The sequence below is a fragment of the Kordia sp. genome, from assembly GCF_965283645.1.
In the GTDB taxonomy this organism is placed as follows: Bacteria; Bacteroidota; Bacteroidia; order Flavobacteriales; family Flavobacteriaceae; genus Kordia.
This window is the reverse complement of record NZ_CBDIPG010000001.1, coordinates 3,350,471-3,364,025: the sequence shown is the minus strand read 5'-3', so window position 1 is coordinate 3,364,025 and position 13,555 is coordinate 3,350,471. Positions and strand designations below refer to the sequence as shown.

The following is a 13,555-nucleotide window of genomic DNA, read 5'->3' as shown; positions in this document are numbered from 1 at the left end:
TCTTTCCTTACTTTTTTGCTTCTTCAATGTAAGAGATAGCTTGACCAACAGTAGCAATGTTTTCTGCTTGATCATCCGGAATTTGAATATCAAATTCTTTTTCGAATTCCATAATCAATTCTACTGTGTCTAGTGAATCTGCTCCTAAGTCGTTAGTAAAGCTTCCTTCTGGAACTACTTCGTTCTCATCTACACCTAATTTGTCTACGATAATCGCTTTTACTCTTGATGCAATGTCTGACATAATCTTATAGTTTTTAAAATTTAATTGTTGGCAAAAATAAAAAACTTTAATTTAAAACAACATTTTGTTTGAAAAATGTGATCTAATTTACTAAAATTTTAGAATAAGTAATTTGCTTTTACCTTCATTTTGTTAATAATTATTCTTTTTTTTGTCGAAACAACAGTCACTAAAATTCCATTCTTTTTATGAAGCGTATTGCAATTTTTGCTTCGGGTTCCGGAACTAATGCAGAAAATATTATTCAATATTTTCAAGAACGAAATAACGCTTCCGTTGTTCAAGTTCTGACTAACAATCAGCATGCCAAAGTTTTAGACCGAGCTAAAAAACTGAAAATCAGCGCTTTTAGCTTTAACAGAACTGCGCTATATCACAGTAATGATGTGCTAAATCTATTGCAAAGTGCACATATTGATTTAATTGTCCTTGCTGGGTTTCTATGGAAATTTCCTGAACATATCCTTGCTGCATTCCCCAATAGAGTCGTTAATATCCATCCAGCCTTACTACCAAAATATGGAGGAAAAGGAATGTACGGATCACATGTACATGATGCTGTCGTTGCAAATAAAGAAAAAGAAAGTGGCATTACCATACATTTTGTCAATGAAAATTATGATGAAGGTGCTATTATTTTTCAAGCGAAGACCAATTTAAACGAAATTGACACACCAGAAACCGTTGCGAAAAAGGTGCATCAGCTAGAATATAAACACTTTCCAGCTATCATTGAAAAGGTGTTAACTTCAAATTTAAATGCTGAATAATGGCAGACGTACATATATATACAGACGGTTCTTCTAGAGGAAACCCAGGACCTGGCGGCTACGGAATTGTAATGGAATGGGTTGGAAAACCATACCGAAAAGAATTTTCTGAAGGTTATAGAATGACAACCAACAATCGAATGGAATTGCTAGCCGTTATTGTAGCCTTAGAAAAACTAAAATACATGCATACCGACGCAAAAGTATTTACCGATTCTAAATATGTTGTAGATTCTGTGGAGAAAAAATGGGTTTTTGGTTGGGAGAAAAAAGGATTTTCTGGAAAGAAAAATACAGATTTATGGATTCGTTTCCTTAAAATATACCGAAGACATATTGTAAGTTTCCAATGGATTAAAGGACACAACAACCATATGCAAAACGAACGTTGCGACTTTTTGGCTGTAGATGCTTCCAAAAAAGAAAAGTTGAAAATTGATTCGTTTTTTGAAAATGAACGCAATAAATTATTATAAATAGCTTTTTTGGTACCATATTTGTATTTTTGCATTATAATTCCCTCAAAATCAAACATGAAAATCTACATTGCTATTTTTAGCTTCTTATTTTTTACACCACTTTTTGCCCAAAAAGAATGGTCGCTAAAAAAAGATAAAGATGATATACAGATTTACACAAAATCTATAGATTCTAGCAAGATAAAAGCATATAAAGTTGAAATGGTTGTCGAAACCTCTTTAGATAAAGTAAAAAGTATTATTACTGACGGCGATCAACTACATGTATGGAATTACAAAGCTATTGACAGCAAACTTCTTAAAAAAACTTCGGAAAGTGAATATCTTATTTGGATGGCACTCGATCTTCCTTGGCCTTTACGCAACAGAGATGTTGTAATTTCGCTTTCACTACATAGAATTTCTAAAGATGTGCTGCGTATTGATATTATAGCAGCTTCTGATCAGTATGAAATTCAAGAAGATTATTTACGCATTACCACTTTTGAAGGCTATTGGTTGCTTGAACAAAAAGATACGATGGTAAAAATTACACACCAAATGCATGGCGACCCTAGCGGAAACTTACCTAGTTGGTTTATAAATAGTACCATAGCAAAAGCACCTTACAACAACTTTGTTGCCTTACGCGAGCGTCTACAATAGCATTCTATTTCAATGTGTTAGACTAAAAAAAACTCGAAAACTCATATCTGCTTCTTTACACTATTTTCTTGGGAAAATTTTATGTAAGTTTGCAAAAATTTTAATTAGAGAAATGAGCAAATTATTAATTGTTGGAACGGTTGCTTTTGATGCTATTGAAACACCATTTGGAAAAACAGATAAAATCTTAGGTGGCGCGGCTACTTATATTGGACTATCTGCTGCAAATTTTGATGTAGATGCAGCTATTGTTTCTGTTGTTGGAGAAGATTTTCCACAAGAATACTTAGACATGTTAGCCGCTAGAAATATTGATATTTCAGGAATAGAAATTGTAAAAGGAGGAAAAACATTCTTTTGGAGTGGAAAATATCACAATGATATGAATTCAAGAGATACGTTGGCTACAGAGTTAAATGTATTGGCAGATTTCAATCCAGTTGTTCCAGAAAATTATAAAGATGCCGAAATTGTAATGTTAGGAAACTTACATCCTGGTGTTCAAATGAGCGTAATTAATCAAATGACAACGAAACCAAAATTAATTGTATTGGATACAATGAACTTTTGGATGGATTGCGCATGGGACGACTTATTAGCCGTTATCAAAAAAGTAGACGTTATTACAATTAATGATGAAGAAGCGCGTCAATTATCTGGCGAATACTCTTTGGTAAAAGCTGCACAGAAGATTCATGAAATGGGTCCTAAATATGTAGTGATTAAAAAAGGAGAGCACGGTGCTTTAATTTTTAATGATGGAGACATCTTCTTTGCTCCAGCATTACCACTAGAAGAAGTTTTTGATCCTACTGGAGCTGGAGATACATTTGCAGGAGGTTTTTCGGGCTACATTGCTAAACACGAAGATATTTCGTTTGAAAGTATGAAGAACGCCATTATATATGGTTCAAACTTAGCTTCCTTTTGCGTAGAAAAATTTGGAACACAACGAATGGAATCGCTCACCAAAAAAGAAATCACAGAACGCCTGAAGCAGTTTAAACAACTGACTCAGTTTGAAATAGAAGTAAACTAAAAAAACGCGCTCATAACTGAGCGCTTTTTTTTGTTACAATACGAAACAACAACACAACAAACTACAACAATGAGTGACGCTTTGAAACACGAGTGCGGTATTGCACTTTTAAGGCTGTTAAAGCCATTAGAGTACTATAAAGAAAAATATGGTACAGCATTTTATGGAATTAATAAAATGTATTTACTAATGGAAAAACAACACAATAGAGGGCAAGATGGTGCTGGATTGGCAACAATAAAGCTCGATATGAACCCAGGAGAACGCTACATTAGTAGAGTACGCTCTAACCAACAACAACCAATTCAAGATATTTTTGCACAAGTAAACGAACGCATCAACGATATTTTAGAGGAAAAACCTGAATTAAATGATGATGTTGCACGTCAAAAAGCAGAATTGCCATATGTTGGCGAATTGTTTTTAGGACATGTACGCTATGGTACTTTTGGTAAAAATAGTATTGAAAGTGTACATCCGTTTTTAAGACAAAACAATTGGATGCATCGTAATTTGATTGTTGCCGGAAACTTCAACATGACCAACGTAAATGAGCTTTTTGACAACCTAATCAAAATTGGGCAACACCCAAAAGAAAAAGCCGATACCATTACTATTATGGAAAAAATTGGTCACTTTTTAGATGATGCTGTTGCAAAATTATACAAAAAACTAAAAGAAGAAGGTTACAACAAACAAGAAGCTTCTCCACAAATTGCGGCACGATTAAATATTGCGAAAATTTTAAGAAAATCTGCTAAAAATTGGGATGGTGGTTATGCAATGGCAGGATTGTTAGGTCATGGAGATTCGTTTGTATTAAGAGATCCAGCAGGAATTCGTCCAGCATATTACTATCAAGATGATGAAATTGTTGTAGTAACTTCGGAACGTCCTGTGATTCAAACCGTTTTTAATGTGGAATTTGATGATGTTAAAGAAATTGATCCTGGAAATGCATTAATTATCAAAAAAGATGGAACGGTTCAAACCAAAGAAATTTTAGCACCTTTAGAACGCAAAGCTTGCTCTTTTGAACGTATTTATTTTTCGCGCGGAAGCGACGCAGAAATTTATAAAGAGCGAAAAATGTTAGGAAAATTATTGTTGCCAAATGTGTTAAAAGCAATTGATGACGATATAAGAAATACTGTATTCTCGTTTATTCCAAACACAGCCGAGACGTCCTTTTTTGGCCTTACAGAAGCTGTAGAAGAATATTTAAACGAGCGAAAAACCAACGAAATCTTAAATGGACAACGTTCGTTATCTGCAGAAAAAGTACGTGAAATTCTTTCGGAACGACCAAGAGTTGAAAAAATTGCGATTAAAGATGTAAAACTTCGAACATTTATTACCGAAGATAGCAGTCGTGATGATTTGGTTGCACACGTATACGATGTAACGTATGGTGTGATACAACCTGAAGATAACTTAGTTATTATTGATGATAGTATTGTGCGCGGAACAACACTTAAGAAAAGTATCATTAAAATGATGGATCGTTTGCATCCAAAGAAAATTGTTGTCGTGTCTTCTGCGCCACAAATACGCTATCCGGATTGTTACGGTATTGATATGGCTCGAATGGAAGATTTGATTGCCTTTAGAGCTACCTTATCACTTTTAAAAGACCAAAACAAGTATGACTTGGTCGAAGAAGTTTATAAAAAGTGTAAAGCACAAGAAAATTTAAAAGATATTGATGTGAAAAACTTTGTGAAAGAGATTTATGATCCTTTTACAGATGAAGAAATTTCAGAAAAAATAAGTGAACTGATCAAAACAGATGTTGTAAATGCAGAAGTAAACGTGATTTTCCAAAATGTTGCCAATCTCAATAAAGCATGCCCAAATAATTTAGGTGATTGGTACTTTACAGGAAACTATCCAACGGATGGAGGAAATCGTGTTGTAAATCGTGCTTTTATTAATTTTTATGAAGGAAATAAAGAGCGTGCATATTAAGCTTTTTAAACCCAATAAAAAAAGATGGTTTTTGTGTAAGAAATTTTATCTTACTGATTATTAAATCATAAATAAAAGTTAAAATACACACTTGGTCTAAAAAAGAGGTATTTGGTCTGATTTATTAGGTAAGATTTAACGACTCTACTTACATTAGCAATGCCATAGCATAAGTAGGTTAAGTTCATGGTAAGATTTGGGGCAAAAAAAGGTGGTTTATTCCACCTTTTTTTATGCGCAATAGTTTTTTAAATAAATCGCTTTGCTGTTAGACCGCTACGCAGTTAGAAGCTATCTTATTCATTAAAAAGTTTAAATTGTGAAGTTTAAATTAGTTCTCACTCTTGAGGGAAACTGAACTTGATTCAGTTTGAAACACTCTAAATTTCTACCTCTGCAAAAATGACATCGGAAAAACTTCCTGATTCCTAATTCTAAAAATCTTGACTCTTTCGTAAGATTCTGTTCTGCAACGGGATAGTTTCATAATTTTTTTTCATAAAATTATAAAACTAAAAAAGACGAACATTCCTGTTCGCCTTTCGTGTTGTATCGTATAAAAGAAATAAATTCTTCTTATTTGCTAGCCGCGTAACGCTTTTCAACTTCATTCCAGTTAATTACATTAAAAAATGCATTAATATAATCAGGACGTCTGTTTTGATAGTTTAAGTAGTATGCGTGTTCCCAAACATCCAATCCTAAAATTGGTGTTCCTCCACAACCAACGCCTGGCATTAATGGATTGTCTTGATTTGGCGTAGAACATACTTCTACTTTTCCACCTTTATGAACACATAACCAAGCCCAACCTGAACCAAACTGTGTTGCTGCTGCCTTACTGAATGCTTCCATAAAAGCATCTTTTGAACCAAAAGCCGCTTCAATAGCATCTTTTAATTCTCCTGAAAGATAACCTCTATCTTCTGGATTCATTACTTCCCAAAAAAGACTGTGATTGTAAAATCCGCCTCCGTTATTACGAACTCCAGCATTGCTCATGTCAAGATTTGTAAGAATATCTTCAATTGATTTTCCTTCTAAATCTGTTCCTTCAATTGCTGTATTTAATTTTGTAGTATATCCATTGTGATGCTTTGAATGGTGGATTTCCATTGTTCTTGCGTCAATATTTGGTTCTAAAGCATCGTATGCGTATGATAATTTTGGTAATTCAAAAGCCATTATATCTGTATTTATTGATTAAACATTGTTTTATTTCCCCAAAAATAACCATCTATTGCCACATAATGAAACGATTAAAACAGATTCTGATAATATTCATATAAAATTAATCTATGCTAAAAACAGATCATCCATATTTTCTGATTGTAAAATCTTCAATGAAAAGCTATTACTGGTCTATTATATTTTGATAACCTTACGTTTGAGAAAATAAAAATACTACAAAAACCTCGTGTTTTATTAAATAGTTTTTGTTTCTTTATAACTGAGTGTCAATTTAACCACTTGATATTATTACACATATATTAAACAAAACTTTTTAAACCATGAAAAAAAAGAATCTAAACAAAAAATTACAATTAAAAAAAGCACAAATCTCTAATCTTTCCACAAATAAAATTATTGGAGGATTAAATGATACACAACCCATACTAACAGCAAGATGTACAGAATTCAGAACTTGTAATGAAATTACAATTGCCACGTGTCTTACTGACGAATGCATAACAAGAACGTGTAGTGATAGATGCTCGAACGTATGTACTTTTATTTGCCATATAGATTAATTAAGGAAATATTAGTGGAACATAATTAATAAAAAATCCAGCTTTGTCATGAAGCTGGGTTTTTGTTTTATAGTGTTATTTGTTTTATTAAACCTATACATTGAATTATAAAAATACTACAAATTACATTATATCCTTTCAAAAACCTTTCCGTTTCTTTATCATAGGGTAACAATTTAATCACCTGATACTCTATTATATATAATGTTTAATCAAAACTTTTTAAATCATGAAAAAAAAGAATTTTATCAAAAAATTACAATTGAAGAAAACACAAGTTTCTAACTTAGGAAAAGACCTAGTTGTTGGTGGTGGATCTAGATTTTTCTGCGAGCCAATTGACTTATCATTATTAGAAACTTGCTATGCAGGTTGTGGACTTACAGAAAACTGTACACAATTCAGAACATGTAATAACGTTTCGTTCAATAATTGTACAGTAAACAATTGCGGAACTGGAGGCACAGGAGGAACTGGAGGAACTGATCCTTCTGGTGGAATTTCTTGCCCAGGATATGTGTGCTAAGCATACAATGAAATTGTAAAAAAATCCAGCTTTGTCATGAAGCTGGATTTTTGTTTTGTAGCCACTTTGTTTTTAAACTATATTTGTAAGCATCACTAAACTTCTTTCTGTGTCTACACCATTCATCATTTACAATGCTTCCGCCGGATCAGGAAAAACATATACACTTGTCAAAGATTATTTGCGCATCTTACTTTCTTCTGTACAAAAAGATACGTACAAACAAATTTTGGCTGTTACGTTTACCAATAAGGCTGTTGCCGAAATGAAAGCACGTATTATTGAAAACTTAAATGCATTTGCCTTTGATGCAGAAAGCGTGAATGCGCCAATGTTTGTGGAATTGGTGAACGATTTAAAATTGCATCCTGCTCAACTACAACAAAAAGCAAAAGAAGTACTGAAAAGTATTTTGCACAATTATGCCTTTTTTGAAGTTGCAACGATTGATAAATTTACGCACAGTGTCATCCGAACATTTGCATACGACTTGAAACTTCCGTTAAATTTTGAAGTTGAACTCGACACAGATTCTTTACTAAATGAAGCCGTTGATCAGTTAATTTCAAAAGCTGGTGAAGACAAACTGATTTCTGAGGTTTTAATAGCTTATGCATTGGAAAAAGCGGATGATGATAAAAGTTGGGACATTGCATTCGATTTAAATAAAATTGCAAAGCTGTTGCTGAATGAAAACGAAAAACCACACCTTTACAGGCTAAAACATAAAACGCTCGAAGATTTTAGCGAACTCAAAAAACTACTCAAAACCAAAATAAAAGCAACTTCTGAAGAATTATCCAACGCTGGAAATGCTGTGTTGGAATTGATTCAAAGTGCAGGATTGGAGTTTAATGACTTTTTACGCAAAACGTTACCAAATCATTTTCAGAAAATTGCAGCTAAGGATTTTGATGAAAAACGATTGTACGGAAACAAACTTGCCGAAGATTTAGAAAATGGAAGTATTTATAAAAAAGCATTAGATGCTACAAAAGCCGCAACAATTGATGCGTTATTGCCACAACTTACTGAAGTGTATCACAGTTGTAAAGCAAACATTTATGAATTGAGTTTTCTGAAAAATTTCTATAAAAATGCAACACCACTTTCTGTACTTAACGCGATTCAAAACGAATTGGAAATCATAAAAGAAGAACAGAATTTATTGCTAATTTCTGAATTCAATACCTTAATCAGTGAAACAATAAAAGATGAACCTGCGCCATTTATTTATGAGCGGTTGGGTGAAAAATACAAACATTACTTCATTGACGAATTTCAAGATACGTCCATTATGCAATGGGAAAACTTGATTCCGTTAATTTCTAACAAATTACAAACGGAAACGTCTGACAACAAAAGTGGTTCGTTAACCATTGTTGGTGATGCAAAACAATCTATCTATCGTTGGCGTGGTGGAAAAGCGGAACAATTTATAGGATTGAACAAAGAAGTAAATCCGTTTTTTGTAGAAAAAGATCCGCAAAATTTGCCTAGAAACTATCGTAGTTACGACGAAATCATCAACTTTAACAATAGTTTCTTTCAACACATTGCAAAATTCTTTCATCAAGAGGAATTTGCGGCTATCTACAAAAATGGAAGTACACAATTGACAAACGATAAAAAAGGTGGTTTTATATCGTTCAATTTTATAGAGGCCAAAACAGTCGAAGAAGAATTTGAGATTATTCCTGAAAAAATCATTGAAAAAATCCGTGATCTACAAACAAAAGGATTTGCATACAGAGATATTTGTGTGCTCACGCGAAGAAAATCGGAAGGAATTGCCATTGCAGATATTTTATCAACGCATCAAATACCAATCATTTCATCGGAAACTTTACTCATAAAACGTTCGCGAGAAGTTCAATTTATCATTGATATACTTCGCTTGGCAATTCAACCTAAAAACAATGAAGTAAAACTGCATCTATTAAATTACCTGGCAACAGAAAAACTCGAAATTGAAAATACGCATGAGTTCCTAAAAAAACATGTCGCGCTTGACGCAGAAATTCTATTTTCAAGTTTAAAACAATTCAATTTTGACTTTACGTATTTCTTGCAATTATCATTATACGAAGCCGCAGAATATTGTATCAGAGCGTTTAATTTAACAAACAAATCAGATGCATATTTACAATTTTTCTTAGATTTTGTATTGGAATACACACAAAAGAAACAACTTGGTTTTGCTGGTTTTTTAGAACATTGGGAAAAGAAAAAAAATCATTTAAGCATTGTAGCTTCAGGTTCGGAAAATGCGGTTCAGATTATGACCATTCACAAATCAAAAGGTTTGGAATTTCCTGTGGTATTGTTTCCGTTTGCCAACACAGATATTTACAAAGAAATTGAACCAAAACTCTGGTTTCCTATTGCAAAAGATGATTTTAATGGTTTTGAAGAAGCGTATCTCAATTTTAACAGTACCATTCAAGAATATGGAGATTTGGGTGAGCAATTGTATCAAAACCGTCAATCGCAATTGGAATTAGACAACTTCAACATTTTATACGTAGCATTTACGCGCGCCGTGCAACAATTGCACATCATTACGAAAAAAGAAGTAGATCGCAACGGAAATGAGCGTTTACAGACGTTTTCGGGCATATTTATCAATTACTTAAAAGAAAATCAACATTGGAATGATGAATTAACAACCTATACATTTGGTGCGTCTGAGGAAAATCTAGCGAAAGCGAACACATCTGAGGAAATAAATACCATATTACAAAAACAATTTATAAGCACAGCAAAGGAAGATCACAACTTGCATTTACTCACAAAACAAGGTTTATTGTGGGATACAACGCAAGAACAAGCCATTGAAAAAGGAAACTTAATTCATGATGTGTTGGCACAAATAAAATATCCGTCAGACATTGAATTTGTGTTAGACGAATATATTTCTAAAGGAATTATTGATGCGCAACAGCGCGAAAAACTATCGGAAAGTATTCATCAAGTAGTGCATCATCCTGAAATATCACACTATTTTAATCAAGATGCTACTATTTACAATGAAAAAGACATCATTTCAAAATCGGGTAAAATATTGCGTCCAGATAGAATTATAGTCAATCCAAACAACGAAACAACTATAATTGATTACAAAACAGGAATGCACAATCCGTTTTATACAGAACAAGTATATGAATATGCGGATACGTTGGTAGAAATGGATTTCAATGTTACACATAAAATTTTGCTATATATCAACGAGGAAATCGTTGTGAAATATATATAATACTGAATGTTTTTTTGAATTTATGCTAAAAAGTAAAGATGAAAAAGGTGTTTTATTGCAGTAAATTCAAAAGATTAATGGTATAACTCAAAAATCGTAACTATTTTTGTCAAAAATTAAACAACCATGTACGGAAGTATACAACAACACTTAGAAAAAGAACTTCAAGAAATTAAAGATGCCGGACTTTACAAAAAAGAACGCATCATTACTTCAGCGCAAGGTGCTGAAATTACTATAAATACAGGCGAATCTGTTATCAATTTTTGTGCAAACAATTACTTAGGGTTATCATCACATCCAGATGTAATTCAGGCGGCAAAAGATACAATGGACACGCATGGTTTTGGAATGTCGTCAGTTCGTTTTATTTGCGGAACACAGGATATTCACAAAAAACTAGAACAAAAAATAGCGGATTATTACGGAACAGAAGATACCATACTATATGCCGCAGCTTTTGACGCCAATGGTGGTGTTTTTGAGCCATTACTAACAAAAGAAGATGCAATAATCTCAGATTCGTTAAACCATGCTTCTATAATTGATGGTGTTCGTTTGTGTAAAGCGGCGCGTTATCGTTATCAAAATAATGACATGGCCGATTTGGAAAAGCAGTTGCAACAAGCAAATGCTGATGGAGCACGTTTCAAAATTGTTGTTACGGACGGAGTTTTCTCTATGGACGGATTGGTGGCGCCATTAGATGAAATTGCTATCTTAGCGGAAAAATATGACGCTATGATAATGATTGATGAATGTCATGCAACAGGTTTTATTGGTGAAACGGGTCGTGGAACGCTTGAAGAAAAAAATGTAATGGGGAAAATTGATATCATTACAGGAACGCTTGGAAAAGCTATGGGTGGCGCTATGGGCGGATATACAACTGGTAAAAAAGAAATCATTGAAATATTACGTCAACGCTCAAGACCATATTTATTTTCTAACTCATTAGCGCCTGCAATAGTTGGTGCTTCTATCAAGGTATTTGAAATGTTAGACAGTGATACAACCTTACGAGACAAACTAGCCGCTAACACTGAATATTTCAAAAAAGGAATCAAAGATGCTGGATTTGATATTGTTGATGGAGATTCTGCAATTGTACCAGTAATGTTATATGATGCAAAGCTTTCGCAAATAATGGCGGACAAATTATTAGAAAAAGGAATCTATGTAATAGGGTTCTTTTTCCCAGTAGTTCCAAGAGGAAAAGCAAGAATTAGAGTGCAATTATCAGCCGCGCATACCAAAGCACATTTGGACAAAGCAATTGCCGCTTTTACAGAAATTGGGAAAGAGTTAAAAGTAATTTAAATATTTAAAATCGATTTAAATGTTAACGATTTTAAAAAAATTAATATATTTGTCTTTGTTAATAAGTATTAACAACTTACATTTGTCCTTTAATTAACACTTAAAATTAAATAATTAAAACATGAAACATCTTAGCAGATTTTTAGTTGCTTTGTTGCTTGTAGTAGGATTCAGCAACGTAAAAGCGCAAGACAGTAATAACCCTTGGCAGATCAATGTCGGTATTAATGCTGTAGATTTCTTTCCTACAAACGATATGGAAGCTGCAGGGCTTACAGGGAAATGGTTTGATGAATACTTCAATGTAAATCATTACAACATTTTACCTACATTATCAACAATTAGCGTTTCTAAATATGTAGGTGACGGATTCTCAGTAGGAGTTAGAGGGTCAGTTAACAAGATCGAAAATTATGGAGATCAGTCGAGAGATGATTTAACATACTACGGATTCGATGGAACGATTAAGTATAACCTTAATGAACTTTACAACATGGGGAATTTTGACCCGTATTTAGAAGTTGGTGGTGGTTACACTTGGATTGATGATATCGGAGCTGGAACATTAAATGGTGGAATTGGTTTTAACTACTGGTTTACCGATAATTTAGCTTTAAACGTACAATCTACGTATAAGCACGCTTTCGAAGATTACTTAAATCCACATTTCCAACATTCAGTTGGAGTTGCTATCAAGTTTGGTGGAAAAGATACTGATGAAGATGGAATTTTTGACAAAGACGACGCTTGTCCAGATGTTAAAGGTTTACCAGAATTCAACGGATGTCCTGATACTGACGGTGACGGAATCGAAGACAGTAAAGATGACTGTCCTGATACTGCAGGTTTAGCTGCATTAAACGGATGTCCTGATACTGACGGTGACGGAATCGCTGATGCAAAGGATGATTGTCCAACTGTTGCAGGTTCTGCTGCAATGAACGGATGCCCTGATACTGACGGTGACGGAATCACTGATGCTAAAGATAACTGCCCAACAGAAGCTGGCCCATCTGCAAACAAAGGATGCCCATGGACTGATAGAGACGGTGACGGAGTATTAGACAAAGATGATAGATGTCCAGACGTAGCAGGTGTTGCTGAAAACCAAGGATGTCCTCCAATAGCTAGAATGACTGTTACTGAAATTACAGAATTAGACAACTTAGCTAGAACTGTATACTTCAACTCAGGAAAAGATTCTTTCAAAGCTGAAACGTATGCTATCTTAGATAGAATTGCTAATTTAATCAAAGGTTTCCCGAAAGAAGAATTTACAATCGGTGGTCATACTGATAGTGTTGGTTCTGACGCTTTAAACCAAAAATTATCTGAAGCTAGAGCTAATGCAGTTGTAACTTACCTAAGAAGTAAAGTAGGTAACAAGTTTACAGCTACAGGATACGGAGAAGATAAGCCTATCGCTTCTAACAGAACAAGAAAAGGTAGAGCACAAAACAGAAGAGTAGAAATTAAATTAGTTAGATAATTAATTTAAGTTCAAAAAAATAACTTCATAGAAAACGCCTCGATATATCGAGGCGTTTTTTTATTTTT

The 13,555-nt window shown here is 33.6% G+C and carries 12 protein-coding genes; 10 read left to right on the top strand and 2 right to left on the bottom strand.

Annotated elements, in window-relative coordinates; genetic code table 11:
- Positions 1-7: 7 nt before the first annotated feature.
- Positions 8-244: an acyl carrier protein gene (locus tag ACQ654_RS14820; RefSeq protein ID WP_114901751.1), complete on the bottom strand. Its 237-nt coding sequence runs from the start codon at positions 242-244 to the stop codon at positions 8-10.
- 188 nt (positions 245-432) lie between these two features.
- Here ACQ654_RS14820 and ACQ654_RS14815 point away from each other — a divergent pair, with 188 nt between their 5' ends.
- The 5 genes from ACQ654_RS14815 (at position 433) to ACQ654_RS14795 (ending at position 5,145) form a co-directional block, all read left to right on the top strand.
- Positions 433-1,014, top strand: coding sequence for a phosphoribosylglycinamide formyltransferase (locus ACQ654_RS14815; RefSeq protein WP_430411119.1), 582 nt, complete (start codon positions 433-435; stop codon positions 1,012-1,014).
- Positions 1,014-1,490, top strand: a complete 477-nt coding sequence (gene rnhA, locus ACQ654_RS14810) for a ribonuclease HI (RefSeq protein ID WP_430411118.1) — start codon at positions 1,014-1,016, stop codon at positions 1,488-1,490. The genes ACQ654_RS14815 and rnhA overlap by 1 nt, the downstream gene beginning before the upstream one ends.
- A 57-nt stretch (positions 1,491-1,547) precedes the next feature.
- Positions 1,548-2,138 carry an START domain-containing protein gene (locus ACQ654_RS14805; protein ID WP_430411117.1) on the top strand — a complete coding sequence of 197 codons (591 nt, stop codon included), beginning with the start codon at positions 1,548-1,550 and terminating at the stop codon, positions 2,136-2,138.
- A gap of 112 nt (positions 2,139-2,250) precedes the next feature.
- Positions 2,251-3,177: a PfkB family carbohydrate kinase gene (locus tag ACQ654_RS14800; protein WP_430411116.1), complete on the top strand. Its 927-nt coding sequence runs from the start codon at positions 2,251-2,253 to the stop codon at positions 3,175-3,177.
- 69 nt (positions 3,178-3,246) lie between these two features.
- Complete coding sequence (locus ACQ654_RS14795; protein ID WP_430413029.1) at positions 3,247-5,145, top strand: amidophosphoribosyltransferase; 1,899 nt, start codon at positions 3,247-3,249, stop codon at positions 5,143-5,145.
- 576 nt (positions 5,146-5,721) lie between these two features.
- Here the strand turns inward: ACQ654_RS14795 and ACQ654_RS14790 are convergent.
- Complete coding sequence (locus tag ACQ654_RS14790) at positions 5,722-6,330, bottom strand: superoxide dismutase (RefSeq protein ID WP_430411115.1); 609 nt, start codon at positions 6,328-6,330, stop codon at positions 5,722-5,724.
- Positions 6,331-6,656: 326 nt separating this feature from the next.
- Between ACQ654_RS14790 and ACQ654_RS14785 the strand changes: the two genes are divergently transcribed.
- From ACQ654_RS14785 to ACQ654_RS14765, 5 genes are all read left to right on the top strand, one after another.
- Positions 6,657-6,896, top strand: a complete 240-nt coding sequence (locus ACQ654_RS14785; RefSeq protein ID WP_430411114.1) for a hypothetical protein — start codon at positions 6,657-6,659, stop codon at positions 6,894-6,896.
- 229 nt (positions 6,897-7,125) lie between these two features.
- On the top strand, positions 7,126-7,422 hold the full coding sequence (locus ACQ654_RS14780) for a hypothetical protein (protein ID WP_430411113.1): 297 nt from the start codon (positions 7,126-7,128) through the stop codon (positions 7,420-7,422).
- A 109-nt stretch (positions 7,423-7,531) separates the two neighbouring features.
- A complete protein-coding gene (locus ACQ654_RS14775) occupies positions 7,532-10,678 on the top strand; it encodes a UvrD-helicase domain-containing protein (protein ID WP_430411112.1) in 3,147 nt (1,048 codons plus the stop codon).
- Between the two features lie 126 nt (positions 10,679-10,804).
- Positions 10,805-11,998 carry a glycine C-acetyltransferase gene (kbl, locus tag ACQ654_RS14770; protein WP_430411111.1) on the top strand — a complete coding sequence of 398 codons (1,194 nt, stop codon included), beginning with the start codon at positions 10,805-10,807 and terminating at the stop codon, positions 11,996-11,998.
- Between the two features lie 121 nt (positions 11,999-12,119).
- Positions 12,120-13,487 carry an OmpA family protein gene (locus ACQ654_RS14765; RefSeq protein WP_430411110.1) on the top strand — a complete coding sequence of 456 codons (1,368 nt, stop codon included), beginning with the start codon at positions 12,120-12,122 and terminating at the stop codon, positions 13,485-13,487.
- The last annotated feature ends 68 nt before the right edge of the window (positions 13,488-13,555 follow it).